Raw genomic sequence first — 24,403 nt, forward strand, 5'->3', positions numbered from 1 at the left:
AGCATCTCGTGCAGGAAAGGCGCCTTACCCGGCAAGAGATTCTCGGGTCGAAGCTCTGCTTCGCCCGAGAATGACGGCCAGGTTCACCCGATAGGTCGCTCGTCGGCGATGACCTTGCCGTCGTTCGGCAGCGCGCCGAGCGGCAGGATTTCCACGGCCCCCTTCAGCTTCGTCACCTGCTGCAAGGTCGAGGAGACCGCGTCGACGAAGCCTGCAGGCTCGGCATAAATCTCCGCCTTCAGCGTCATCGTATCGGTCTCGTTGGCGCGGCCGACGACGAGGCGGAGCTTGGCGATCTCGGCATGGCGCTTGGCTATTTCGGCGACCTGCTCGGGGCGCACGAACATGCCCTTGATCTTGGCGGTCTGGTCGGCGCGGCCCATCCAGCCCTTGATCCGGGTGTTGCTGCGCCCGCAGGCGCTCGCGCCCGGCAGCACGGCGGTGAGGTCGCCGACCGCGAGCCTGATCTGGGGATGATGCGGGTCGAGATTGGTGATCACGACCTCGCCGACCTCACCTTCCGGGACGGGATCGCCGGTGCCCGGCCGGACGATCTCGACGATCAGGTTCTCGTTCAGCACCATGCCTTCGCGGGCCGGGGTCTCATAGGCGATGACGCCGACATCGGCGGTGGCATAGAGCTGGTAGGCGTCGATGCCGCGCTCTCGGACCCAGGCCTGAAGCGAGGGCGGGAAGGCGGCGCCGGAAACCACCGCGCGCTTGAGCGAGGAGATGTCGATGCCGCGCGTCTCGGCCGCCTCGATCAGGATCTTCAGGAAATCGGGCGTGCCGGCATAGGCGCTCGGGCGATAGGCGGAGATCACCTCCATCTGCTGCTCGGTATTGCCGGGGCCGGCCGGGATCACGGCGCAGCCGAGCGCACGGGCGGCCGAATCCATGATGAAGCCGCCGGGCGTCAGGTGGTAGCTCAGCGTGTTCAGGACGATATCGCCCGGCCGAAAGCCGGCGGCAAAGAGGCCGCGCGCGGCGCCCCAGCTGTCGATCGCGGTGCCCTCGGGTTCGAAGATCGGGCCCGGAGAGGTGAAGAGCCGGCCGAAGGAGCCGGGCGGCTCCGCGACGAAGCCACCGAAGGGCAGGGCGGCTTTCTGCAACGCAGGCAGTTCCGCCTTGCGCAGGATCGGCAGGCTGGCCAGCGCCTTGCGGTCGACGATCGCGGCGGGGTCGATGCCGGCGAGCCGCTCGGCATAGGCCGGTGCCTTCAGGGCCGCGGCCAGCACCGCCGGCAGGCGGGCGAAGAGATCGGCCTCGCGCGCGGCAGGCGAGCGGGTTTCGAGCGCGTCGTGGTGCTCTGTCATGGCAGGGTCTCGTCTGTCGGGGTGCGGTGCCGGATCGCTTGGGGTCACGACAGCCAGCGCTTGCGGCGCTTGTAGCTCTTCACCTCGCGGAAGGACTTCTTGTTGCCCTCGGCGACGCCGAGATAGAATTCCTTCACGTCCTCGTTCTCGCGCAGCATCCTGGCCTCGCCGTCCATGACGACGCGGCCGGTCTCCATGATGTAGCCGTAGGTCGCGTAGCGCAGCGCCATGTTGGTGTTCTGCTCGGCGACGAGGAAGGAGACGCCCTCGTCGGCATTGAGCTGGCGGACGATCTCGAAGATCTCCTCGACGATCTGCGGGGCGAGACCCATCGAGGGCTCGTCGAGCAGGATCATCTTGGGGTTCGACATCATCGCCCTGCCGATGGCGCACATCTGCTGCTCACCGCCGGAGGTGTAGCCGGCCTGCGACGAGCGACGCTGCTTCAGGCGCGGGAACAGCGTGTAGATCTTCTCGAGGTCGCGCTTGATCGCGGCATTGCCGTCGCGGCGGGTGAAGGCGCCGGTCAGCAGGTTCTCCTCGATCGAGAGATGGCCGAAGCAGTGCCGGCCCTCCATGACCTGGATGCAGCCGCGCCGGACCAGCTCGTTCGGGGACATCTTGTCGACGCGCTCGCCGTCGAAAACGATCGAGCCCTTGGTGACCTCGCCGCGCTCGGCCTTGAGCAGGTTGGAGATCGCCTTCAGCGTCGTGGTCTTGCCGGCACCGTTGGCGCCGAGGATCGCGACGATGCCCGCGCGCGGCACGGTGAGCGAGACGCCCTTCAGCACCAGCACGACATGGTCGTAGATGACCTCGATATTGTTGAGCGACAGGATGGTGTCGCTCGCGGTCGTGGCGGCCTGTTTTTCGAGGGTGGCGGTCGACATCTCACGCTCCTTCCTTCTCCCCTCGGGGGAGAAGGTGGCCCGGCGTCAGCCGGGTCGGATGAGGGAAATGACGGATGAGAGCTGAGCAGGTCTGCCCTCATCCGTCTGCTTCGCAGACACCTTCTCCCCCGAGGGGAGAAGGAAGAGCGGCGGCGGGAGCCGCCGCCGGCTGCCGTCAGATCAGGACGACTTCTCGCAGGCTTCGGTGCGCTTCGGCCAATTGCCGGCCTTCTCGACATAGTCCTTGGCGTTGGACTCGATCAGCGGCCGGACCTCGTCCTTCAGAGGCTCGATCCAATCGCCCTTCTGCGTCCACTTGCTGCCGTCCCACTCGGCGACATAGGCCTTGTGGTGCCCGGAATGGTCGGCGCAGCTGATCTTCACAGGCGAGGCGAAGCCCGCCATGCCGATCTCCTTGAGCCTGGCCTCGTCGACATTGAGGCTCTCGAGGCCGCGGCGCATGTCTTCGGAGGTGATCACCTTCTTGCCAGTCAGCTTCTGCGCCGTGCGGACCGCCTCGACGACCAGCATCGAGTTGTAGACGCCGCGATTATAGAGGTTCTCGCCGACCTTATCCTTCGGCGTCGTGCTCTTGCCCTTGTCGACAACGTGCTTGAGGATGTCCTGGATCACCGGGAAATTCTGACCTGCGGCGTTGAAGTTCAACGACTTGTAGCCCTTGGCCTCAGGCCCGCCCGCGCGCGCATCGTCGTCGCCGCCGGCCCACCAGACGCCGACCAGCTTGCCGATCGGGAAGTTGTTCTTGATCGCTTCCTTCACTGCGGTCGGGTTCATCGCGCCCCAACCCTGGTTGTAGAGGAAGTCCGGCCGATCGCGGCGGATCGAGAGCCAGAGCGAGCCCTGGTTCTGCATGTCGGCAGCGGCCACCGGATAGAGCTTGAGCTCGAAGCCGTATTTCTTGGCGAGGTTCTCGAGAACCGGGATCGGCTCCTTGCCGAAGGGGGCGTCGAGGTGGATCAGACCAAGCTTCTTGCCCTTGAGCTTGTCCATGCCGCCGAGCTCGGCCGCCATGTGCTTCACCATCAGCGAGGCGCCGTCCCAGTAGGTCAACGGCGGGATGAAGACCCAGGGGAAGTTCGTGCCGTCAGCCGAGGAGGATAGGCCGTAGGCCATGGACAGGATCGGGATCTTGTCGACATGGGCGCGCGGGATCGCGGCCAGCGTCGCGCCAGTCGACCAGGGTGAGTAGACGATGGTATTCTTCGACTTGGCCTGCTCGTAGCACTCGATCGACTTCTTGGTGTCGTAGCCGGTCTCGCACTCCTCGTAGATGACCTTGACGCCGTTCACGCCGCCGTCGCGCTCGTTGATCATCGTGATGTAGTCGCGCATGCCGTCGCCGATCGGAATCCCTGAGCCCGAGAACGGCCCGGTGCGATAGGCGTTGTTGGCGAAATAGACGCTGTCCTGCGCTAGGGCCGGGGCAAGCGTGCCGGTGGCTAACAGGGCTCCGAGCGCTGCGCCCTTCAACAGATTGCTGGTCTTCATGGACTTCCTCCGTTCGTTTCCTCCCGACCAGACTGCTGTCGGATCGGTCTTTATCCGCCGGCGCTTCACTGTCGCCGGTCGTTTCTTGGGCTCATCCCTTAAGCCTCAATAGGGGAAGGGCCACGTCCGCAATTTCTGCTTCCCGATCTGCCAGAGCCTGGCGAGGCCGTGCGGCTCGACGATCAGGAAGGTGATGATCAGCGCGCCGACCAGCATGAAGGTGACGTGCTCGGCGGCGGCGCCCGCGATCGGGATGCCCAGCGCCGGCAGGCCGAATTTCAGCGCCGTCGGCAGGATCGAGAGGAAGGCCGCGCCGAAGAAGGAGCCGATCAGGGAGCCGAGGCCGCCGATGATGACCATGAACAGGATGTTGAAGGATAGGCGGATCGAGAACACGTCAGCCGCCTCGCCGCCGCCGTACCAGAGGAAGATCATCATCGCGCCGGCAACGCCGCAGAAATAGGAGGAGACGGCGAAAGCGGCGAGCTTGGCGTTGAGCAGCTTGATGCCCATCAGCTCGGCGGCGATGTCCATGTCGCGCACCGCCATCCAGGAACGGCCGAGCTTGCCGTGGACGATATTGGAGGCGAACCAGGTCAGTACCACGACGAGGCCGAGGCAGACGAAATAGCGCGTCTCCGGCGTCGCGGCCGCGCCCGTCAGCGGGATGTTGAACAGCGTGCGCTGCGGCACCTCGATCGCGCCGGAGGCGTTGTAGTTGAACAACCACGGCACGCGCACGAAGGCCCATTGCAGGAAGAACTGCGCGGCGAGCGTGGCGACCGCAAGGTAGAAGCCCTTGATGCGCAAAGAGGGCAGGCCGAAAAGCACGCCGATGCCGGCCGAGAACAGTCCCGAGACAAGGATCAGGACGATGATGTTCACGCCCGGAAAGAAGGTGGTCAGCTTGTAGCAGCTATAGGCGCCGACCCCCATGAAAGCGGCGGTGCCGAGCGAGATCAACCCGGTATAGCCGGTGAGGATATTGAGCCCGATCGCCGCCAGCGAGAAGACGAGGAAAGGGATCATCACCGAGGCGATGAAGAAGTCGCTGCCCAGGAAGGGGATGGCGACGAGAGCGATCGCCAAGATGACGGCGATGCCGATCCGGTCCTCCTTCAAGGGGAAGACCGCCATGTCGGCTGAATAGGTGGATTTGTATTGGCCGGCCTCGCGGTAAAGCATGTCGTCCGGCTCCTCAGATACGTTCGATGATCTTGTCGCCGAACAGGCCCTGCGGCCGGAACAGCAGGAAGCCCAGGGCGATGAAATAGGCGAGCCAGCTCTCGATGCCGCCGCCGATCAGCGGGCCCCAGTAGAATTCGCCGAGCTTCTCGCCGATGCCGATGATCAGGCCGCCGACGATGGCGCCGGGGATCGAGGTGAAGCCGCCGAGGATCAGCACCGGCAGCGCTTTCAGCGCCACGATCTCCAGCGCGAAGGACACGTCCGAGCGGGCGCCCCACATGATGCCGGTGATCAGGGCGACAATGCCGGCGGTGAACCAGACGATGACCCAGATCTGGTTGAGCGAGATGCCGACCGAGAGCGCGGCCTTGTGGCTGTCGGCGACGGCGCGCAACGCGCGGCCGATGCGGGTATACTGGAAGAAGGCGGCGAGCGCGGCGATCATCAGCGAGGCGATGAGGGCGGCGGCGATGTCGATCTTCTGCAAGGAGACCAGCCCGCCGAGGATCTGCAGGTCGACGGCGCCTTTCGGCAGGTAGAGCTGCTCGGCGATCATCTGCTTGGGATTGCCGCCGAAGAGCGACTCGCCGAAGCCGATCAGGAAATAGGTGATGCCGAAGGTCGCCATGAACAGGATGATGTCGGGCTGGTTGACCAGCGGACGCAGCACCACGCGCTCGATGGTGACGGCGAGCGCGAACATCACGCCGAGCGTCAGGATGACCGCGAGGAAGGCCGGAACGCCCTTCTCGTAGAGGCCGACCAGCGTCAGCGCCGCGAACACCACCATGATGCCCTGAGCGAAGTTGAAGACGCCCGACGCCTTGAAGATCAGCACGAAGCCGAGCGCGATCAGCGCGTAGAGCACGCCGGAGACGAGGCCTTCCCAGACCGTCTGCACCAGCAGGTCCGGCGCCTGGACCATCTGCTGGAACGGGTCGACGAAGATCGCATAGAGCGTATTGGATGAATCGAGCCGGACGCCGATCGCGAGCGCCGCAATCACGGCGGCGACGATCAGGCCAGCCTTGACCAGCGGGTTGGCGAGAAGGTTCGGGGCGGGGCGGGTGGCGATGTCGCTCATGTCTCCACGCTCCTCAATGCGCCACGCCGAGATAGGCATCGATGACGCGCTGGTCGGCCTTGACCTCTTCCGGCGTGCCGTCGGCGATCTTGCGGCCGTATTCGAGCACGACGACGCGGTCGGACAGGTCCATGACGACCCCCATATCGTGCTCGATCAGGGCGATGGTCGTGCCGAACTGGTTGTTCACGTCGAGGATGAAGCGGCACATGTCCTCCTTCTCCTCGAGGTTCATGCCGGCCATCGGCTCGTCGAGCAGGAGCAGCTCCGGCTCCATGGCGAGCGCGCGGCCAAGCTCGACGCGCTTCTGCAGGCCGTAGGGCAATTTGCCGACCGGCAGTTTGCGGATGTGCTCGATCTGCAGGAAGTCGATGATGTCCTCGACGACGCGGCGATGCGCGATCTCCTCCTGCATCGCCGGGCCATGGCGCAGCGCCTGCCAGAAGAAGCCCTTCTTCATCTTGAGCGTGCGGCCGGTCATGATGTTGTCGAGCGTCGACATGCCCTTGAACAGCGCGACGTTCTGGAAGGTGCGGGCGATGCCGCCGGCAGCGGCGCGGTGCGGGCGCATCTTGGCGCGGCGCTCACCCTTGAAGACGATCTGGCCTTCCTGCGGCTGGTAGAAACCGTTGATGCAGTTGAGCATCGAGGTCTTGCCGGCGCCGTTCGGCCCGATGATGGCGCGAATCTCGCCCTTGCGGATGTCGAAGGAGACATCGGTGATCGCTTTCACGCCGCCGAAGCGCAGCGAGATGTTCTCGACCGAGAGCAGAACCTCGCCCTTGGCGCGGATGGGAGTGCCCGTCACGTTCATCGGCTCCGCGTTCATGCCGCCTTCGCCGGCGACGGCGCCTCCTGCCCGGTCGGGTAGATCTTGGCGTCGCGCACCTTGACGCGGGCCGAGATCACGCCCTTGCGGCCGTCCTCGAACGTGACTTCGGTCGAGATGTCGGCAGCGTCCGAGCCGTCATAGAGCGCGGTGACCAGCGGGGCGTAGCGCTCGGCGATGAAGCCGCGCCGGACCTTCTGGGTGCGGGTGAGCTCGCCGTCGTCGGCGTCGAGTTCCTTGTGCAGGATCAGGAAGCGCTTGATCTGGGCGCCGCCCATCATCGGTTCGGAGGCGAGCGAGCGGTTCACCTCGTCGACATGCTTCGCGATCATGTCGTAGACGAGATCGTGGCCGGCGAGCTCCTGATAGGACGCGTAGACCACGTTGTTGCGCTCGGCCCAGTTGCCGACGGCGATGAGGTCGATGTTCAGCGCGACGGTGGCATGGTCGCGGCCCTGGCCGAAGGCGACGGCTTCCTTGATGTTCGGATAGAATTTCAGCTTGTTCTCGATGTATTTCGGCGGGAACAGCTCGCCATTCGCGAGCTTGCCGACATCCTTGGCGCGGTCGATGATCTTGAGATGGCCGCCTTCGTCGAAGAAGCCGGCATCGCCGGAGCGGACATAGCCGTCGGCGGTCATGGTCTCGGCGGTCTTGTCCGGGTCCTTGTAATAGCCACCGAAGATCGAGGGCGAGCGGTAGAGCACCTCGCCATTGTCGTCGATGCGGATATCGACCATCGGCGCGGGTTTTCCGACCGTATCGGCCTTGATCTCGCCGTTGGGCTGCATGGTGATGTAAACGCCGGCCTCGGTCTGGCCGTAGAGCTGCTTCAGGTTGATGCCGATCGAGCGATAGAAGCGGAAAAGCTCGGGGCCGATCGCCTCGCCGGCGGTGTAGCCGACCTTGATATTGGTCAGGCCGAAGCGGTTGCGCAGCGGGCCGTAGACCAGCCAATCGCCGAGCTTGTAGAGCAGGCGGCCCTTCAGCGGCACGCTCTCGCCGTTCAGGATCTGCTCGCCATAGCGCTTCGCGACATCCAGGAAGTAGTGGAACATCTTCCGCTTCAGGCGGCCTGCATCCTCCATGCGCACCATGGTCACGGTCAGCATGTTCTCGAAGACGCGCGGCGGGGCGAAGGCGTAGGTCGTGCCGACCTCGCGGCGATCGTCGATCACCGTGTCCGGGCTTTCCGGGCAGTTGACGCAGAAGCCGGCCAGCATCGCCTGCGCGTAGGAAAAGACGTGGTCGCCGACCCAGGCGATCGGCAGATAGGCGATGACCTCGTCGGTCTCGTTGAGGCCGTCGAAGCCGCAGCCGATCTCGGCGGCGATCAGCACGTTGTAATGGCTGAGCATCACGCCCTTGGGCCGCCCGGTGGTGCCGGAGGTGTAGAGGATGATGCCGAGATCGGAGCCCTGGCCCTGTTCCATCTCGCGGGCAAGCGCGGCTTGCGCCTGCGGGTCCTTCAGCGCCTTGGCGCCGTCAGCGATCACGGTCTCGATGGCGTGGAGCTTGGTGTGGTCGTAGTCGCGCAGGCCCCGAGGCTCGTCATAGAGCATGTGCCGGAGATGCGGCAGGCGATCGGCGATCGAGAGCAGCTTGTCGACCTGCTCCTGGTCTTGCACCACGGCGAAGACGGCCTCGGCATGGTCGAGGACATAGGCCATCTCCTCGGCGACGCCATCGGCATAGACCGGGACGGGGATCGCGCCGATCCATTGCGCCGCGCACATCGACCAGTAGAGCCGCGGCCGGTTCTGGCCGATGATCGCGACCTTCTCGCCGCGCTTCAGGCCGAGGTCTGCCAAGCCCTTGGCGAAGTTGCGGACATGCTCCGCGACCTCCGCCCAGTTCCAGGACTGCCAGATGCCGAGATCCTTGTGGCGGAAGGCGACGCGCGAGGCGCGCTCCTTCGCGTTGCGCAACAGCAATTTCGGAAAGGTATCCGCCTGGCCGGCGGTGCCGCTTGCCACGATTGCGTTCTCCCTGTCGAGCCGCCATGCGTCGTGGCGACTTCCGCGGGCCGGTTTCCGGCCTCGTTCTCATGCAAGACTTGCAGGCGGCCATCATCCTTGCAAGGACCCGCTTGACAGACAATTCGCCTTTTGGTGACTATTGTCCCGCCGAAGTTTGCTTTTCACGCAGTTGTGTTGCGCGACCTTTCTGCTTCAGCCCTGATTTTCCTCACGAATTCGGCAGAATGAATCGGCGGGCGGAGCCGTGTCCGCGGCGATGGCGGACCGACTCATGCTTCATCATCTGTCTTTCGGTGTTGCCGATATCGCGCGTGCCTGCGCCTTCTACGACGCGGTGCTGGCGCCGCTCGGCTATATCAGGGTCTGGCAGGATCTGCGACCGGGCGAAGCCGGGCAGGCGGTCGGCTACGGTGTGCCGGGCGGGGGCGACAAGCTCGCGCTGAAGCACAGGCCTGAGGGGCAGACGCCGCCGGGGCCGGGCTTCCATCTCGCCTTTGCCGCGCCGGATCGTGGGGCGGTCGATCGCTTCCACGAGGCTGCGCTTCGACATGGCGGGCGCGACAACGGCGCGCCTGGCCTGCGCGCGCATTACGGGCCGCATTACTACGCGGCCTTCGTGGTCGATCCCGACGGCTATGCGATCGAGGCGGTGTTCAACGCGCCGGTGTAGCCGCCTCTGCCGTGACTGAAACCTCTGTCGGAGGTGTAGAAAGGCCCGCCATCCGGGGATGCCGGGCCGCTGAATCGTGGCGGGCGCTCGTCAGAAGCGCTCGTAGTGATGGCGCCGATAGCCATGAGCCGGTGCCCAGGGCGGCGGGCCACCGTGGCGACGGCCATAGCCGTAGCCACGGTCATAGTCGCGGCCGTAGCGATGACGGCCATACCGGTCCTGCCGCTCCATGTTGCGCTCGATTTCCCACATGCGGTGTTCGCGGTTGTGGCGGGTGTATTCGGCGGGCAGGCGATCGAGAGCGTCGGCCTGCGGGAGCGTCACGGGCGCGGCTGCGGCCGGTGTTGCGGCGATCGCAGCGAGAGCAAGGCCAGCGGCTACAAGAATTCCACGCATGGTCGTCTCCTTCTCTTTCGACGTGCTTCATCAAAGCAAGTCCCGGCGCAATGTTACCTGAATGCCGGTGTTGGCTGCCGTTCAGATATGACGGCGCTGCTGCGCGGGCGAATGCTCCGACGCCCAGCCGGGATTCCCGCGGGTGGCGCGGACTTTCACAGGCTTGCAGGCGTGGAACGGATCGAGCCAATTGCCCCAGAGGCGGCGGGCGATGTCGGACTGGGCTGCAGCGTATTCGGCGATCTGGTCGTTGACCCGTTTCGTCATGAGGTCGAGGAGGCCAAACATAGGGGCGGTTCCTTTCTCAGCCGTGGCTGTTCGGGAGAAGGAACGCGCGAAACGCGATTTGGTGCCCTGCAACAATTTTCAACCTTCGTAGCGGGCGAGCCGGTCGAGGTCGCGGATAGTGACGCTGCCATGGCCGAGCTCGATCAGGCCGAGATCGGCGAGCTTCGCAAGGCCCTGATTGGCCATCTGGCGGGAGATGCCGGCGAGCATGCCAAGCTCCTCCTGCGAGATCGCCAGCGTGCGGCCGAGATCGGGATAGAGGATCGGGTTGAACAGCCAGGCGAGGTTACGGGCGAGGCGGCCGGTGGAATCGAGCGTGCGCTCGGTCTCGGCCAGCGAGATGAACTGCGCGAGGCGCTCGTTGAACTGGTGCACGAGGAAGCGGTTGAAGGCCGCCGAATGCTCGAACAGCCAGAGGAAAGTCGAGCGCCGCATCAGGGCAATCCGCGACTCGCGCAGCGCTACCAGCTCGTAGCGGCGCGCCTCGGCCTTGATCACCGTGCCCTCGCCGAACCAGGCGCCGGCGCGCAGGCCGGCGAGGGTCGCCGATTTGCCGGTCTTCGAGGTCGTCGCCATCTTGACCAGCCCCTCGGCCACGCCGGTCCAAGCCTCGAGCCGGTCGCCGACATGGCAGATCGAGGCACCCTTGCCGTAGCTCTTGAAGGAGATGCCACGCCGCGCCTCCTCGAACTCGGCCTCGGACAGGTCGTGGGACCAGGAGGCGATGGCGCGCAGTTCCTCGGGGGTGATCAAGGTGGCGGTTGTCCGGGTTGCAGAAGCAGGCTTCGGGAGGCGTGGCGTCATTCTCGGGCGAAGTGGAGCGTAGACCCGAGAATCTCCTTCAGGAAGAGGCTCCTGAGCCTTCTTCTCACGAGATGCTCGGGTCAAGCCCGAGCATGACGGTGCGGAGCGCTGCCGGCTATTCCGCAGCCTGCGGCAAGGCGCTGGCAGGCGGCCCATCGCGCAACTGCCCAAGCAGCATCGCCTCCTCGGTCTTTGCCGCTTTCAGATGCCGCTCCTTGACATGGCCGAAGCCGCGGATCTTTTCCGGGAGCGCGGCCAGCGCCACGCAGAGCGCGTGGTTCTCCGGCGCGAGACGGGTCAGCAGCTCATTCAACAGCGCCTCGTAATCCGCGATCAGCCGGCGCTCGGTGCGGCGCTCGTCGGTGTATCCGAAAATGTCGAAGGCGGTTCCGCGCAGGCCCTTGAGCTTCGCCAGCACGGAGAAGGCGCCCATCATCCACGGGCCGAAGCTCAGCTTGCGCGGCAGGCCGGTGTTGGGATCGCGCCGAGCCAGCAGCGGCGGGGCGAGGTGGAACTCGTAGCGCAATGGCTTGCCGTCGCCGGCTTCCGCCTCGAAGGTCGCGGCGACCTGCTTGCGGAAGGCGCCGTCGCTGTAGAGCCGGGCGACCTCGTATTCGTCCTTATAGGCCATCAGCTTGAAGAGGTTGCGGGCAACGGCCTCGCTGAGCGCCGTCTGGCCGGGCATCACCGCCGCTTCCCGCGTCTGGGCGCGGGCGACGAGATGACGGTAGCGCGCCGCATAGGCGGCGTTTTGATAGGCGGTCAGGAAGGCGACGCGGCGCTCGATGATCTCTTCCAGCGTCTGCGAAAGCTGGCGTGCGGGCGTTGCCGCCCTGGTCTGCGACAGGAGGCCGGCGAGGGCTTCGGGATCATGCGCGGCGCGGCGGCCGAGATCGAAGGCTTGCCTGTTCATGGCGACAGCCTCGCCATTGAGTTCGATCGCCTTGATCAGGGCCTCGCGAGAGAGCGGCACGGCCCCGAGCTGCCAGGCATGGCCGAGCATGAACATGTTGGCAGCGATGGCATTGCCGAGAAAGGCGACGGCGGCCGCGGTCGCATCGATGAAATGTGTCTGCTCGCGGCCGGCGGCCGAGAGGATCGCCCGCTTCAGCCGCTCCGTCGGCAGCGAGAAATCGGCATTGCGGGTGAAGTCGCCCGGCAGGCTCTCGGCCGTGTTGACGATCACGGCGGCGCGCTCGGGCCGGATCGCGCCGAGCACCTTCTTCGAGCCGGTGACGGTGAGGTCGCAGCCCAGCACGAGATCGGCCTGCCCCGCCGTGACGCGGATGGCATGGATATCGTCCGGATGCGGCGCGAGCTTCACATGGCTGAAGACCGCGCCGCCCTTCTGGGCGAGGCCGGCCATGTCGATCATGCCGCAGCCCTTGCCTTCGAGATGCGCGGCCATGCCGAGGATGGCGCCGATGGTGACGACGCCGGTGCCGCCGACGCCGGTGACGATCACCGCGAAGCTGCGGTCGAGCGCCGGCACGATCGGTTCGGGCAGTTCGGCTTCGCTGAGCGCCGAGGCATCGAGCCGGAGCGGGTCGGCTTTCTTGGGCTTTGCGCCATGGACCGTGACGAAGGACGGGCAGAAGCCCTTCACGCAGGAAAAGTCCTTGTTGCAGTTCGACTGGTCGATCTGGCGCTTGCGGCCGAATTCGGTCTCCAGCGGCTGGACCGAGACGCAGTTCGACTGCACGCCGCAATCGCCGCAGCCCTCGCAGACGAGCTCGTTGACGATCACGCGCTTGTCGGGGTCCGGATAGGCGCCGCGCTTGCGTCGGCGGCGCTTCTCGGTGGCGCAGGTCTGGTCGTAGAGCAGGAGCGAGACACCGGAGACCGTGGCGAGTTCGCGCTGGACGGCGTCGAGCTCGTCGCGATGGTGGAGCGTCGTGCCGGCCGGCCATTGCGTGCCCGGCGGATATTTGCCGGGGTCGTCGCTGACGACGGCGATGCGCTGCACGCCCTCGGCCGCGACCTGCCGGGCCATCTGGTCGGGCGAGAGATGCCCTTCCGCCTGCTGGCCGCCGGTCATGGCTACGGCGTCGTTGTAGAGCAGCTTGTAGGTGAGGGTAACGCCGGAGGCGACGGCCCAGCGGATCGCGAGCGAGCCGGAATGGGTATAGGTGCCGTCGCCGAGATTCTGGAAGACATGGCCGCGCTTCGAAAACGGCGCCTCGCCGACCCAATTCGCGCCTTCGCCGCCCATCTGGGTGAAGCCGGCGGTGTCGCGGTCCATCCACTGCACCATGTAATGGCAGCCGATGCCGGCATAGGCGCGCGAGCCCTCAGGCACCACGGTCGAGGAATTATGCGGGCAGCCCGAGCAGAAATAGGGCGTGCGGCGGGCGATCTCCTGCGCCTCGGCGAGGCGGCCCTGCGCCGCGGCGATCTCCTCCAGCCGGGCGCGGAGCGCCGGGTCGTCGCGGTATTGCAGCAGGCGGCCGCCCAGCGCGATCGCGATATCGTTGGGGTCGAGCGCGCCATGGACCGGGAAGAGCCAGTCGCCGTTCTCGTCCTTCTTGCCGATCACCATCGGCTGGTGCTTGGCGCCGTAAAGCTCCTCGCGGACCTGCACCTCGATCAGCGAACGTTTCTCCTCGACCACCATGATCAGGTCGAGCCCGCCAGCGAAGGATTTCAGCTCGGCCGGATCGATCGGCCAGGGGCAGGCGAGCTTGAACAGGCGGATGCCGAGATCATTGGCGCGGACCTCGTCGATGCCGAGATCGGCGAGCGCCTGCTGCACGTCGAGATAGGATTTGCCGACCGTGGCGATGCCGATGCGCGGCTTCTTGCCGCCATGGGTGACGATGCGGTTCAGCTTGTTAGCGCGCAGATAGGCCAGCATCGCATCGCGCTTGTAGAGATGCATCCGGCGTTCCTGCTCGACGAAATCGAGCTCGCGGCGGATAGCGAGGCCGCCGGGCGGCGGGGTGTAATCCGTCGGCGTAACGATGCTGACGCGGTCGAGCGAGCCATCGATCGATGCGGTCGATTCGATGTTGTCCTTGACGCATTTGATGCCGACCCAGACCGAGGCGAAGCGCGAGAGCGCAATGCCGTGCAGGCCGTAATCGATGATCTCCTGCACGCCGGCCGGGTTGAGGATCGGCATCATCCGGTCGACCAGGACGAATTCGGTCTGGTGGGCGTTGGTCGAGGATTCCGCCGTGTGATCGTCGCCCATCAGGCAGATCACGCCGCCCTTCGGATCGGTGCCAGCCATGTTGCCGTGGCGGAAGACGTCGCCGGAGCGGTCGACGCCGGGCCCCTTGCCGTACCAGAGCGCGAAGACACCATCATGCTTGCCTTCGCCGCTGAGCCCCGCTTGCTGCGTGCCCCAGATCGCGGTGGCGGCCAGATCCTCGTTGAGACCCGGCTGGAAGACGATATTGGCTGCCTTGAGCGGCTTGGACGCCCGCATCAATTGCTGGTCGAGCCCGCCGAGCGGGGAGCCGCGATAGCCGGAGACGAAGCCCGCCGTGTCGAGCCCAGCCTGCCGGTCACGCTCGCGCTGCATCAGCAGCATGCGGGCGACGGCTTGCGTACCGGTGAGGAAGACCTCTCGCTTGTCGAGATCGTATTTGTCGTCGAGCGCGACGCTCCGCAGCGCTCCCGCCTCGGTGCCGGATTTCCGCGGTGTCTCGGCCATGTTCGGCCTCCCGGATCATCGTTCCCGCCGACGGGCCGGTAATCCCGGCCTCATGCTTCGCCGTCTCTGCGGCGAATATGTCAGCAAGGCTGACATATCGACCGGAGGCGGTCAATTGATCTGGTATCATTCCAGTTTTCACGGCCCGGTCCAGAGATTTGCGGGCGCGGCCGGTGCGCGCTACGCAGGAGGCGCCGCGATTTGGCCCCGTTTGGCGGGGAAGGCTGTCGCAGCGATCAAGCGCGACGACGCGCCCGTTGACGATCGCTTAACCATGATCCACGCAAGCGGGATCACGGAGGGTTCGCCTTTGACGCGACGCGCGCATCTCACGGCCCTATCGGGCCTCTTGCTGGCCGCCATCGCGGCCGGGCCGGCGGCTGCGCACCCGCATGTCTTCGTCACGGCCAAGGCCGAGATCGTCTTCACAGCCGATGGTTCGGTGCAGGCGATCCGGAACCGCTGGAGCTTCGACGAGGCCTATTCGGCCTATATCACGCAGGGCCTCGACAAGAACCGCGACGGCAAGCTGACCTCGGACGAACTCGCGGAACTCGCCAAGATCAATGTCGAATCGCTGCCCGATGTCGAGTTCTTCACCGCCGCCAAGCTGAACGGCCGCAAGCAGGAATTCGGCACGCCGGGCGAGCAGGTGATGACCTTCGACAACAAGGTGCTGACGCTGGTCTTCACGCTGCCGCTGAAGACACCGGCCAAGGCGCGCTCCTTCGGCATCGAGATCGGCGACCCCACCTATTTCGTCGCCTTCTCCATCGTCGACGAGCCCGATGCGGTGGTGACCAGGGGCGCGCCGCAGGGCTGCGTCGTGCGGGTCAACCGCCCACCCAAGCTCGATGATGCCACGCAGAAGCGGCTCGCCGAGGCCGATATCACCGCGACGCCCGATGTCAGCGGGCTCGAGATCGTGACGCGGGCGCTGGTGGCATGTCCGTGACGGCGACTGAGACAGCACGCCCGGCTGGTGCGCCGCTGTCGCGACGCCTGATCGCCTGCGCACTGGCGCTGCTGCTGGTCGGGGGCGTGGTTGCCCTGCTGGCACTGCTGATTGCGAGCGTGAGCCCGCCGCCTCCGCCACCGCCGCGCAATCCTTTCGGCACGGCGCTGCCGCGCGAGGCTCTGCCGTCCACGACCGGCTTCGGTGCGGTTCTGCTTGCCTGGCAGTCGAGCTTCTATCGTGAGTTGACGGCGACGCTGAAAGCGATTGCGACCGCGCCCGGTGCGCTCTGGGGTCTGCTTGGGCTTTCCTTCGGCTATGGCGTCTTCCATGCGGCCGGGCCCGGCCATGGCAAGGCGGTGATCTCCGGCTATATCGTCGCCGATAATCGCAGCCTGAAGCGGGGCCTTGGCCTGAGCTTCGCGGCCGCGCTCCTGCAGGCGCTGGTCGCGATCGCGATCGTGACGGTGGCGACCTTGCTGTTGCGGGTCACGGCCATGCAGATGAATGCCGCGACGACCGTGATCGAGCAGGGCAGCTTCCTGCTGGTCGCGCTAGTCGGGCTGCTGATGCTCTGGCGCAAGGCGGGTGCGCTGGTCCGGCTGGAAGCCGGTGGGGCGCATGATCCGGCGGCTTGCGACCATGTCCATATGCCCGATGCCGAGCAGGTCTCGCGGCTCGCCGGTTGGCGCGACATGGCCGGGGTGGTCGTCGCGGCGGGTGCGCGGCCCTGCGCGGGGGCGCTGATCATCCTCGTCTTCGCGAGTGCCCAGGGCCTGTTCTGGGCCGGCATCGCCGCGACCTTCGCCATGGCGCTGGGTACTGCAATCACCACCGGAGCGCTGGCGGCGTTCGCGGTGTTCTTCAAGTTCGCGGCGTTGAAACTGGCCGGCGGGGGCAGCCTGCGCTCGGCGCGATTGATCGCCGGGCTCGAACTGCTGGCGGCCGCCTTCGTCGCCGTGCTCGGCGCAGCGCTGTTCACTGGTCTCTGGATCGGCGGGGCGGGGAGCTAGGTTTGGCGTCATTCTCGGGCGGAGCGAAGCGCAGACCCGAGAATCTTGTGACGAGAAGACGCTGGTTTCCGAGATGCTCGGGTCAAGCCCGAGCATGACGGCGAATTATCGCAGCGGATCGTTCTCCAGCAGGATCGGCTTGCCATGCGGCGTCGCCTCGGCGGCGCGGGCCCAGGAGGCGGCCAGCGCGTCGACGCCGTCATGGGAGGTCAGCCCCTTCGCGATCAACAGGTGCTCCAGCGCCTCGCACCAGCGCTCGTAATAATCCGAGCCGTCGCGGCAGCCGCCGGCCGCGAGCGCCTCGCGGATTTCAGCGCCGAGGGCCTGCGCCCATTCATCGGCGGTGAAGACGCCCTTGTTCTGGAGCGCGACGACCAAAGCGAAGGCCTGGGCCTGCCAGGGCTCGGCGAAGATCGGCCCCTCGGCATCGCGCGGGATCGGCGTGTCCGCGGCCAAGGCCGCCGCCAGATCGATCTCAGGCCGGCTCAAGATAGCTCTCCCAGGCCTCGATGCTAACCGTGGAGGTCGGATCGGCGTCGCGGCCCCAGAGCTCACGTCCGTCGAAGACCACCGTGTAGAGCCATTGCGCCGTCTCGGGCTGTCCCTGCGCGCCCGTATCCGGGAAGACATGGCAGCCGGTGATGCGCTCGACCACGCCGGCCTTGCCGCGGGCATAGCGCGGCAGGCGGGTGTGGTGCTGCGGGTGCATCACGATGGTGCGGACCTTGTCGCCGACGGCAAAGCGCGCGGGCGTCTCGGCCTCGCGCTCATAGGGGAAGCCGCGGCGCAGGACACCCGCGACCTCCTCGCCCTTGAGCACGCGCTTGGGCTCGCGGCGTTCGGGTGCCGGTTTGCCGCTGGCGAGTTCATCGGCGCTTAGGAAGCCGTGCTTGACCAGCACCTTGTCGAGCGCGGCGAGCCAGATCTCGTAATAGGTCGAGGAGAGGTACTGCGCCGGCGGCAGGCTCTCGCGGGCGTGGCGGATCTCATCGATGCTCCAGGCGCCCATGGCGCCGGCCGCGACATTGATCGCGAGCACACGTTTCTCCCAGTCGCCATGGAAGACCGGCTCGTTCGGCTCGGGAACGACCGGGCCGAAGGCCATCTGGCCGCCGAGATCGTGGGCGCTGTTCATGCCGCGTCCTCCACGCGAGGGAGACCGGTGCCGATCATCGAATCGCGCGTGACGATGCTGGCGAGCCTCTCCTCGCTCCAGCCCTCGGTGCCGGCGGGCCGCATCGGGATGACGATGAAGCGGGTCTCGGCGGTCGAATCCCAAACGCGGACGCGCTGGCTCTCCGGCAGCGTCACACCGAAATCGGCGATCGTGCCGCGCGGGTCGATCACCGCCTTGGCGCGATAGGGCGGGGATTTGTACCAGACCGGCGGCAGCCCGAGCACCGGCCACGGATAGCAGGAGCAGAGCGTGCAGACGATGAGGTTGTGCTGCTCGGGCGTGTTGAAGCAGGCGACGATATGCTCGCCGCCGCGGCCGCCATAGCCGAGCTCGGCCGCCGCCGCCGTACCGTCCGCCTTGAGCCGTTCGGCGAAGGCCGGATCGGTCCAGGCCTTGGCGACGATGCGGGCGCCGTCGCGCGGGCCGATCCTGGTCTCGTAGGTGTCGATGATCGCGTCGAGCGCGGCCGGGTCGACATAGCCCTTCTGGACCATCAGCGTTTCCAGCGCCTTCACCCGCGCCTCGATCGCGGTGAAATGGTTGTCGTGGTGATGATCGTGATCGTGGTGGTGATGTCCGCTCATGGCGGCCTCCTCTCAGGCGATCCGGATGCGGGCGGCGCGCTCGTAGCGCACCGCGAAGGCGACGAGCGAGCGGTCGGAGCCCTTCGGCCCGATCAGCGACAGGCCGAGCGGGGCGCCCTCGCGCTGCGCCACGGGAATCGTGACCTGTGGGAAGCCCGACAGGCCGGCGAGGCAAAGCAGGCGCAGCGCCCGGTTGCGGAAATCCTCCAGCTCGGATTCCTTGGCCGCGATCAGCGGGGCGACGTCCGGCATGGTCGGCAGGATCAGCACCCCGTTCTGGCCGAGCAGGCGCGAAAGCTTGGTGCGGAAGGATTTGCGGGTGGTTTCGCCCTTCGCGTACTCTGCGTCGGTCACGGCCTTCGAGAAGGCGAAGCGCTCCTTCACGCCCGGACCGAGCGGCGGGTTGAAGCGCTCGATCATCGGGCCGTCCGACAGCCAGGCCTCGCGGCCCTGGATCCAGCGGAAGGCCCAGTAGAGCGCATCGAGATCGCGGACGAGCTTGACACCTTCGGGCTGGCCGAGCGTGGGGACCGTGCGTTGCACGACATTGCGCAGGATCGTCTCGGCCTCGGGCACGGCCTGGGCGAACATGTCGTCGGCCATCAGGAGGCGCGGCGCTTCCGGCAATTCGGTCTTGTCGGGGCCGAACAGGACATTGGCGACGCGGGCGAAGATGTCGCCGTCGCGGGCGAACCAGCCGGGCGTGTCGAGGCTTTCCGCCAGCGGCCAGGCACGCTTCAGGGAGAGGCGGCCATGGCTCGGCCGGATGCCGAAGAGGCCGCCATAGCTTGCCGGCGCGCGCACCGAGCCGCCGGTGTCGGATCCCACAGCGATATCGGCGAGGCGACCGGCGACTGCGGCCATCGAGCCGCAGGAGGAACCGCCGGTGATACGCTCGGGCGCAGCCGGATTGATCGGCGAGCCGAAATGCGCGTTCTGGCCGTTGAGCGAGAAGGCGAGCTCATCGGTATGGGTCTTGCCGACGAAGCGGGCGCCGGCCTGGAGCAGATCCTTCACGATTGGCGCGGTCTTGGTCTTGATGCCGGACTGCGCCAGCACCAGCGGCGAGCCAGCCCCGGTCGGGTAGCCCTTGATATCGAAGAGGTCCTTCACCGCCAGCGTCAAACCGGCGAGCGGGCCGGCGACCGCATGTTTCACGGGCGCGTCGGGATAGGGAAGGAAGCAGCGGAACGGATCGTCGAAAGTCATCTGGCGTCAGATCCCCCTGGAATCGCCGTCGGAACGCGGATCGTGCACGGCCTCGACATGGCCTTTCGCGTGCTTCACCAGCATGCCGGCATGGCCGAAGCCCTCGGAATAGGCGAGGCCGCTCTCCTCGACCGGGTGGCCGGCGGCATCGAGCCGCTCCAGCAGCGACGGGTCGAAGCGGCTTTCGAACTTGAGGCTGGTCGAGCCCGCGCCCCAGGTCTTGCCGAAGAGCCAGCGCGGTGCATCGACCGCCGTGGCGAGGTTCTGGCCGGCGCGGTAGCGCGTCAGGATCTGCGCCTGGAATTGCGGCTGGCCGTCGCCGCCCATCGAGCCATAGGGCAGGACGCGCCCGTCGTCGAAGCGGGCAAGGGCCGGATTCAGCGTGTGGAAGGGCTTGCGGCCGGGTCTCAGCGGGTTCGCGGCGTTCCTGTCGAGCGAGAAGGAGACACCACGGTTCTGCCAGTGGATGCCGGTCGCGGGCAGCACGCAGCCCGAGCCGTATTCCCAATAAATCGACTGGATATAGGAGACGGCGAGGCCCTTGCCGTCGATGGCGCCCATCCAGATCGTGTCGCCGTCGCCATGGCGCAGCGGCAGCTTCTCCGCCCGCTTCATGTCCACGGCCGCCGCCTCACGCATCAGGGCGGCGTCGGTCAGGAAATCGGCAGGCGGGTGGTCGAGCTCGGCGGGATCGGTGACATAGCGATCGCGGATGGCAAAGGCGCGCTTCGTCGCCTCGATCAACCCGTGATGGTGTTCGAACGAGTCGAGCCTCGCCTCGCCCAACCGCTCGAAGATGCCGAGGATCAGCAGCGAGGCCAGGCCCTGCGTCGGCGGCGGCAGGTTGGCGACGCTGAGGCCGGGGAGCTTCAGCGTGAGCGGCGCGACCGACCGCGCGTGATAGCGTTCGAGGTCGGTGCGGGTGACGGGGGCGCCGATGCGTTCGAGATCGGCGGCGATCTCGCGGGCGACATCGCCACGGTAGAAATCGTCGAGCCCGGCATCGGCGAGCTGCTGCAGGGCGGCGCCGAGCGCCTCCGGCTTGCGGCGGGCGCCGGGCTTGGGCGGGGCGCCGTCGCTCCAGAAGCTGGAGAGGAAGCCGGGCGCGGCCTTCAGCGCCTCCAGCTCGTTCGGCTTGTTGCCGAGCTCGGAGTCCGAGACCGCATAGCCCTCGCGGCAATGGCCGATCGCGTCCAGCAGCAATTCATTGAGCGGCATGCGCCCGCCGAGCGCGCGAGAGAGATCGAGGGCGAGCTGCCAGCCACCGACGGCACCGGCGACGGTTATTGCCGCTTCCGGCCCGCGCGAAGGGAGGGCGTCATAGCCTTTGCCGCGATAGCGCTCGATCGTCGCGAGCGCGCCGGCCGGGCCGCAAGCCTCGATGCCGTGCATCTTTCCACCGGGCTCATGCACGAGCCAGAAGCCGTCGCCGCCGATGCCGTTCATATGCGGATAGACCACGGCGATCGTCGCGGCCATCGCGACCATCGCCTCGATGGCGTTGCCGCCTTCGGCAAGGATGGCGCGGCCCGCTTCGGAGGCGAGGCGATGAGGGGCCGCGACGGCGGCGGAAGCGAAGACGGGCGTATCGAGCATCAGGACTTTTCAAGCGCGGAGATCATGCCCATCTGCACGATGGGCGCGAATTTGTTGCATGGGGCGGCAAGCTCCGCTAGGTGCGTGGGGCGCATGGCCGCGCAAGGCGGCCCGCGCGTGAAGGAAGGACAGCATGGCCGGACGGCATATGAACTGGCGCAACCTGATCATGGTCTCCTCGTTCGGGATCCTGATCGCCGTCGAGCTGTTCGGCGTGGCGCTGGCGGCCGGCTGGGCACTGGCCGGCCTGTTCGAGCTCGGCACCATCTTCGAATACATCATGATGGCGGTGTTCTCGGTCTTCGCCGGCTACGGCCTGGTCAACCTGATGCGCCGCATGCTCAAGATCGAGCACCTGACCGAGGTCGATTGATCAAGCGTCATGGTCGGGCTTGACCCGGCTATCTCATGCCGAAAGAGGCTCCCGCGCCTCGCTTTCAAGAGATTCTCGGGTCTGCGCTTCGCTCCGCCCGAGAATGACGGCGCTACTTATCGCAGATCTTCAACGTGACCGGGTCGGCATCCGCCGGGAGATAGTCTCCCATCGCGCGGCAGCCCGACGTCGTGCAGATGCGCCAGTCGGCCGTCGCGCCGGAGCGGCGCATCACCACTTCTTTCAATGGCGGCAAGGCCGGATGCCAGCGCCAGAAGCCATCGACGAGCTTCGCGCCGTCGGGCGGGTCCATGCCGGCGCCGGAGCCCTCGATCCGCGCCTCGACGATTTCGAGCCCGGCGGGCGTTTCCCGCCAGACCTCCTCCCAGAGCGTCTTCTGCACCGAATGGCGCCAGCCCAGCGTGATCTCGCCCGTGCCGAGCGCCACCACGAGCGCGCCGGCCGCGAGGCAGAGACTCATGCGGCGATCTTCGCCGCGCGGATGCGCCAGAGATGCTGGCCGATCATGACCGCCGCGATGGCGAAGCCGATCTCGTCGGTCAGCGGAACGGCGGCGACGAGGAAGCCGGCGCCGACCGCCGCCAGAATCCGCTCCCACATCGACAGGGGACGCATGAACTGGCCGACGAAGGCCATGCCCCAGAGCAGCATGGCGAGCGTCGCCTTGACGACGATGTAGACGACCGCGAGCCAGTAGCCGGCGCCCGTCAGGCCGGCGACCGGCTGCAGCATCAGCGTGGGATCGTAGACCGCCATATAGGGCACGACGAAACCGGGCAGCGCGATCTTCACCGCCTGCACGCCGATCTTCATGCCGGAGACCTTGGCCATCGGCGCCGCCGCGAAGGCGGCCAGCGCCACCGGCGGGGTCAGGTCGGCCATGATGCCGAAATAGAAGACGAACATGTGGCTGACGATCAGCGGCACGTCGAGCTGCAGCAGGATCGGCGCGGCGAGCGAGGAGGTGATGATGTAGTTGGGGATGGTCGGGATGCCCATGCCGAGGATCAGGCTGAAGATCATCGTCAGGACGAGCGCCAGGAACATGCTTTCCTTGCCGATGCCGATCAGCCAGGACCCGAAGATCGTTCCGATCCCGGTCAGCGTCATGGTGCCGATGACGATGCCGACCAGCGCGCAGGCGAGGCCGACCGGCAGGGCCTGGCGCGCGCCGTCGGCGAGCGCTTCGATGCAGGCGGTCAGAACCTCGCGCCCGGAGCGGCCGCGCAGCACGTTCCAGATGACGAGCAGCAGGACGACGCCGAGCACGGTCGCGACGCTGATCGCCATCGACGCGGCCGAGATCAGCGCGAAACCGACCCAGAAGACGACGCGCAGCGCCGGCGTGGCAAGGCCGGCCGAAATCGCCAGCGCGAGGATGAGGGCGACGGTGAGGGCAAGGCCGATCGCGCCCGCGAAGAGCGGCGTGAAGCCCGCGAACAGGAGATAGACCAGCACCAGGAGCGGCGCGATCAGGTACCAGCTCTTGCGCAGTTCGGCGCGGGCGCTCGGCAGTTCCGATTTCGGCAGGCCGGTGAGCCCGAGCTTGCCGGCCTCCAGATGCACCGCCCAGTAGCAGGCGGCGAAATAGAGGAAGGCTGGGATGATCGCGGCCTCGACGATCTTGGAATAGGGCACGTCGATGGTCTCGGCCATGATGAAGGCGACGGCGCCCATGACCGGCGGCATGATCTGGCCGCCCATCGAGGAGGTCGCCTCGACGCCGCCGGCGAAGGCGCCGTTGAAGCCCGAGCGCTTCATCAGGGGAATCGTGAACTGGCCGGAGGCCACGACATTGGCGACGCCGGACCCCGAGACCGTTCCCATCAGCGCCGACGAAGCGACGCAGACCTTGCCCGGTCCGCCCTGCTTGCCGCCGAACACCGCCATCGAGATATCGTTGAAGAAATCGATGACGCCGGCACGCTCCATGAAGGCGCCGAACAGGATGAAAAGGAAGATGAAGGTGGCCGAGACCGCCGTCGGCGTGGCGTAGAGGCCCTCGGTGCCGAAGGCCATTTGCTCGATGACCTGTTCGAGGCTGTAGCCGCGGTGGTCGAACGGTGCCGGGAGGTAACGGCCGAACAGGCAATAGGCCAGGAAGGTGCCGGCGACGAGCGGCAGGGCGATGCCCATGGCGCGCCAGACCAGCAGGAACAGGACCGCGAGCGCGGCGATGCCGACGACCATGTCGGCGTCGGTGAGTTCGCCGGCGCGGTTCACCAGCTCCATGTAGTTCCACCAGTGGTAGAGACCGACGGCGAAGCCGATGATGCCGACCGCCCACCAGAAGGCGCGGGCCGGCGGCGCCGTCTCGTCGGCATTGGCGAGCAGCCCGCAGGCGATCAGCGCGAGGAAGCCGACATGGACGGTGCGCAACACCTGGTTGGGCAGCGTGCCGGTATAGAGCGAGACCAGCTCGAAGGCGCCGAGAAGCGCAAGAAAGGCGATGGCGGCTTCGAGCATCGGACGCCCGCGCACGAGCCCGAGCACGATCCAGGCGAGCCAGAGCACGAAGGCGACGCGGATCAGCGTGATCGGCGTCAGCCAGGCGACGGAGCCGATCAGCCGGAAATCGAGCGGGATGCCGAAGGCGGTGACGACCTGGAAGGCCGAGAAGGTGACAGCCAGCCAGAACAGCAGCCGGCCCTTCCAGCCGGTTCCGAAGGTGGCCGGCAGGCCGTGCTCGGGATCATAGGGCGCAGCCGCCGGCGCGGGCGCTCCCGTGAGATCCTGCTCTGCAAGCGGTCTGGTTTCGTCGCGGCTCATGCTGCTGTGCCCCTGGGCTCATGCCGGCGCCCCCGGCATGGAAAAGGGCGAGACCGGTCAGGCCGGCCTCGCCCGTCATTGCGGTGGGAAGGTGC

At 66.7% G+C, this 24,403-nt stretch carries 22 protein-coding genes; 4 read left to right on the forward strand and 18 right to left on the reverse strand.

The genetic code is table 11. The features are described 5' to 3' along the window. Positions 1-83: 83 nt before the first annotated feature. From AC07NY_RS00760 to AC07NY_RS00790, 7 genes are all read right to left on the reverse strand, one after another. Positions 84-1,316, reverse strand: a complete 1,233-nt coding sequence (locus AC07NY_RS00760; RefSeq protein WP_494581033.1) for a phenylacetate--CoA ligase family protein — start codon at positions 1,314-1,316, stop codon at positions 84-86. Positions 1,317-1,360: 44 nt separating this feature from the next. Continuing rightward, the gene (locus AC07NY_RS00765; RefSeq protein ID WP_494581034.1) at positions 1,361-2,206 is read right to left on the reverse strand and encodes an ABC transporter ATP-binding protein; all 846 of its coding nucleotides are present in this window, start codon (positions 2,204-2,206) and stop codon (positions 1,361-1,363) included. 180 nt (positions 2,207-2,386) lie between these two features. Continuing rightward, positions 2,387-3,715, reverse strand: coding sequence for an ABC transporter substrate-binding protein (locus AC07NY_RS00770; RefSeq protein ID WP_494581036.1), 1,329 nt, complete (start codon positions 3,713-3,715; stop codon positions 2,387-2,389). Between the two features lie 105 nt (positions 3,716-3,820). Further along, a complete protein-coding gene (locus tag AC07NY_RS00775; RefSeq protein ID WP_494581038.1) occupies positions 3,821-4,900 on the reverse strand; it encodes a branched-chain amino acid ABC transporter permease in 1,080 nt (359 codons plus the stop codon). A gap of 13 nt (positions 4,901-4,913) precedes the next feature. Beyond that, positions 4,914-5,828 (reverse strand): branched-chain amino acid ABC transporter permease, encoded by a 915-nt coding sequence (locus AC07NY_RS00780; RefSeq protein WP_336810493.1) that lies wholly within the window; start codon positions 5,826-5,828, stop codon positions 4,914-4,916. 172 nt (positions 5,829-6,000) lie between these two features. Further along, positions 6,001-6,801, reverse strand: a complete 801-nt coding sequence (locus AC07NY_RS00785) for an ABC transporter ATP-binding protein (protein ID WP_492286107.1) — start codon at positions 6,799-6,801, stop codon at positions 6,001-6,003. A gap of 11 nt (positions 6,802-6,812) precedes the next feature. Next, positions 6,813-8,795 (reverse strand): AMP-dependent synthetase/ligase, encoded by a 1,983-nt coding sequence (locus AC07NY_RS00790; protein ID WP_494583638.1) that lies wholly within the window; start codon positions 8,793-8,795, stop codon positions 6,813-6,815. 271 nt (positions 8,796-9,066) lie between these two features. Between AC07NY_RS00790 and AC07NY_RS00795 the strand changes: the two genes are divergently transcribed. Continuing rightward, positions 9,067-9,465 (forward strand): VOC family protein, encoded by a 399-nt coding sequence (locus tag AC07NY_RS00795; protein WP_494581040.1) that lies wholly within the window; start codon positions 9,067-9,069, stop codon positions 9,463-9,465. Positions 9,466-9,555: 90 nt separating this feature from the next. Here AC07NY_RS00795 and AC07NY_RS00800 read toward each other — a convergent pair whose 3' ends face one another. The 4 genes from AC07NY_RS00800 to AC07NY_RS00815 form a co-directional block, all read right to left on the reverse strand. Continuing rightward, positions 9,556-9,861: a hypothetical protein gene (locus AC07NY_RS00800; RefSeq protein WP_492285898.1), complete on the reverse strand. Its 306-nt coding sequence runs from the start codon at positions 9,859-9,861 to the stop codon at positions 9,556-9,558. 81 nt (positions 9,862-9,942) lie between these two features. After that, positions 9,943-10,149 carry a hypothetical protein gene (locus AC07NY_RS00805; protein ID WP_492285897.1) on the reverse strand — a complete coding sequence of 69 codons (207 nt, stop codon included), beginning with the start codon at positions 10,147-10,149 and terminating at the stop codon, positions 9,943-9,945. Between the two features lie 78 nt (positions 10,150-10,227). Beyond that, complete coding sequence (locus tag AC07NY_RS00810) at positions 10,228-10,902, reverse strand: Crp/Fnr family transcriptional regulator (RefSeq protein WP_454654673.1); 675 nt, start codon at positions 10,900-10,902, stop codon at positions 10,228-10,230. A 166-nt stretch (positions 10,903-11,068) separates the two neighbouring features. Next, entirely contained in the window at positions 11,069-14,611 is a 3,543-nt protein-coding gene (locus AC07NY_RS00815; RefSeq protein ID WP_494581043.1) for an indolepyruvate ferredoxin oxidoreductase family protein, read from the reverse strand. Between the two features lie 310 nt (positions 14,612-14,921). On the opposite strand from AC07NY_RS00815, the gene AC07NY_RS00820 reads away from it, so the two are divergent. Both AC07NY_RS00820 and AC07NY_RS00825 read left to right on the forward strand, forming a co-directional pair. Further along, a complete protein-coding gene (locus AC07NY_RS00820; RefSeq protein ID WP_494581045.1) occupies positions 14,922-15,566 on the forward strand; it encodes a DUF1007 family protein in 645 nt (214 codons plus the stop codon). Beyond that, positions 15,557-16,579: a nickel/cobalt transporter gene (locus tag AC07NY_RS00825; protein WP_494581047.1), complete on the forward strand. Its 1,023-nt coding sequence runs from the start codon at positions 15,557-15,559 to the stop codon at positions 16,577-16,579. Before AC07NY_RS00820 ends, AC07NY_RS00825 begins: the two co-directional genes overlap by 10 nt. A 105-nt stretch (positions 16,580-16,684) precedes the next feature. Here the strand turns inward: AC07NY_RS00825 and AC07NY_RS00830 are convergent, their stop codons facing one another. From AC07NY_RS00830 to AC07NY_RS00850, 5 genes are read right to left on the reverse strand one after another with little or no spacing between them, the layout of a single operon-like run. Further along, entirely contained in the window at positions 16,685-17,068 is a 384-nt protein-coding gene (locus AC07NY_RS00830; RefSeq protein ID WP_494581048.1) for a nitrile hydratase accessory protein, read from the reverse strand. Beyond that, positions 17,055-17,714 (reverse strand): nitrile hydratase subunit beta, encoded by a 660-nt coding sequence (nthB, locus tag AC07NY_RS00835; protein ID WP_494581050.1) that lies wholly within the window; start codon positions 17,712-17,714, stop codon positions 17,055-17,057. The genes AC07NY_RS00830 and nthB overlap by 14 nt, the downstream gene beginning before the upstream one ends. After that, a complete protein-coding gene (gene nthA / locus AC07NY_RS00840) occupies positions 17,711-18,340 on the reverse strand; it encodes a nitrile hydratase subunit alpha (protein WP_494581052.1) in 630 nt (209 codons plus the stop codon). The genes nthB and nthA overlap by 4 nt, the downstream gene beginning before the upstream one ends. Before the next feature lie 12 nt (positions 18,341-18,352). Further along, the gene (locus AC07NY_RS00845; protein ID WP_494581054.1) at positions 18,353-19,549 is read right to left on the reverse strand and encodes an amidase; all 1,197 of its coding nucleotides are present in this window, start codon (positions 19,547-19,549) and stop codon (positions 18,353-18,355) included. Positions 19,550-19,555: 6 nt separating this feature from the next. Further along, a complete protein-coding gene (locus AC07NY_RS00850) occupies positions 19,556-21,145 on the reverse strand; it encodes a gamma-glutamyltransferase family protein (protein ID WP_494581055.1) in 1,590 nt (529 codons plus the stop codon). A 133-nt stretch (positions 21,146-21,278) separates the two neighbouring features. Here AC07NY_RS00850 and AC07NY_RS00855 point away from each other — a divergent pair, with 133 nt between their 5' ends. Beyond that, positions 21,279-21,518 (forward strand): hypothetical protein, encoded by a 240-nt coding sequence (locus tag AC07NY_RS00855; protein WP_494581057.1) that lies wholly within the window; start codon positions 21,279-21,281, stop codon positions 21,516-21,518. Positions 21,519-21,630: 112 nt separating this feature from the next. Here AC07NY_RS00855 and AC07NY_RS00860 read toward each other — a convergent pair whose 3' ends face one another. Next, positions 21,631-21,999 (reverse strand): DUF1850 domain-containing protein, encoded by a 369-nt coding sequence (locus AC07NY_RS00860; protein ID WP_494581058.1) that lies wholly within the window; start codon positions 21,997-21,999, stop codon positions 21,631-21,633. Then, a complete protein-coding gene (locus AC07NY_RS00865; protein WP_494581060.1) occupies positions 21,996-24,308 on the reverse strand; it encodes a TRAP transporter permease in 2,313 nt (770 codons plus the stop codon). The genes AC07NY_RS00860 and AC07NY_RS00865 overlap by 4 nt, the downstream gene beginning before the upstream one ends. Between the last annotated feature and the right edge of the window lie 95 nt (positions 24,309-24,403).

This window comes from Allobosea sp. GW821-FHT09G06, assembly GCF_059416005.1.

Coding starts and splice junctions, on each gene's coding strand:
- nthB (WP_494581050.1), bottom strand. CDS start 17,714: ATGAACAGCGCCCACGATCTCGGCGGCCAGATGGCCTTCGGCCCGGTC.
- AC07NY_RS00805 (WP_492285897.1), bottom strand. CDS start 10,149: ATGTTTGGCCTCCTCGACCTCATGACGAAACGGGTCAACGACCAGATC.
- AC07NY_RS00760 (WP_494581033.1), bottom strand. CDS start 1,316: ATGACAGAGCACCACGACGCGCTCGAAACCCGCTCGCCTGCCGCGCGC.
- nthA (WP_494581052.1), bottom strand. CDS start 18,340: ATGAGCGGACATCACCACCACGATCACGATCATCACCACGACAACCAT.
- AC07NY_RS00775 (WP_494581038.1), bottom strand. CDS start 4,900: ATGCTTTACCGCGAGGCCGGCCAATACAAATCCACCTATTCAGCCGAC.
- AC07NY_RS00865 (WP_494581060.1), bottom strand. CDS start 24,308: ATGAGCCGCGACGAAACCAGACCGCTTGCAGAGCAGGATCTCACGGGA.
- AC07NY_RS00765 (WP_494581034.1), bottom strand. CDS start 2,206: ATGTCGACCGCCACCCTCGAAAAACAGGCCGCCACGACCGCGAGCGAC.
- AC07NY_RS00845 (WP_494581054.1), bottom strand. CDS start 19,549: ATGACTTTCGACGATCCGTTCCGCTGCTTCCTTCCCTATCCCGACGCG.
- AC07NY_RS00795 (WP_494581040.1), top strand. CDS start 9,067: ATGCTTCATCATCTGTCTTTCGGTGTTGCCGATATCGCGCGTGCCTGC.
- AC07NY_RS00780 (WP_336810493.1), bottom strand. CDS start 5,828: ATGGTCCAGGCGCCGGACCTGCTGGTGCAGACGGTCTGGGAAGGCCTC.
- AC07NY_RS00860 (WP_494581058.1), bottom strand. CDS start 21,999: ATGAGTCTCTGCCTCGCGGCCGGCGCGCTCGTGGTGGCGCTCGGCACG.
- AC07NY_RS00815 (WP_494581043.1), bottom strand. CDS start 14,611: ATGGCCGAGACACCGCGGAAATCCGGCACCGAGGCGGGAGCGCTGCGG.
- AC07NY_RS00800 (WP_492285898.1), bottom strand. CDS start 9,861: ATGCGTGGAATTCTTGTAGCCGCTGGCCTTGCTCTCGCTGCGATCGCC.
- AC07NY_RS00855 (WP_494581057.1), top strand. CDS start 21,279: ATGGCCGGACGGCATATGAACTGGCGCAACCTGATCATGGTCTCCTCG.
- AC07NY_RS00825 (WP_494581047.1), top strand. CDS start 15,557: ATGTCCGTGACGGCGACTGAGACAGCACGCCCGGCTGGTGCGCCGCTG.
- AC07NY_RS00785 (WP_492286107.1), bottom strand. CDS start 6,801: ATGAACGTGACGGGCACTCCCATCCGCGCCAAGGGCGAGGTTCTGCTC.
- AC07NY_RS00850 (WP_494581055.1), bottom strand. CDS start 21,145: ATGCTCGATACGCCCGTCTTCGCTTCCGCCGCCGTCGCGGCCCCTCAT.
- AC07NY_RS00770 (WP_494581036.1), bottom strand. CDS start 3,715: ATGAAGACCAGCAATCTGTTGAAGGGCGCAGCGCTCGGAGCCCTGTTA.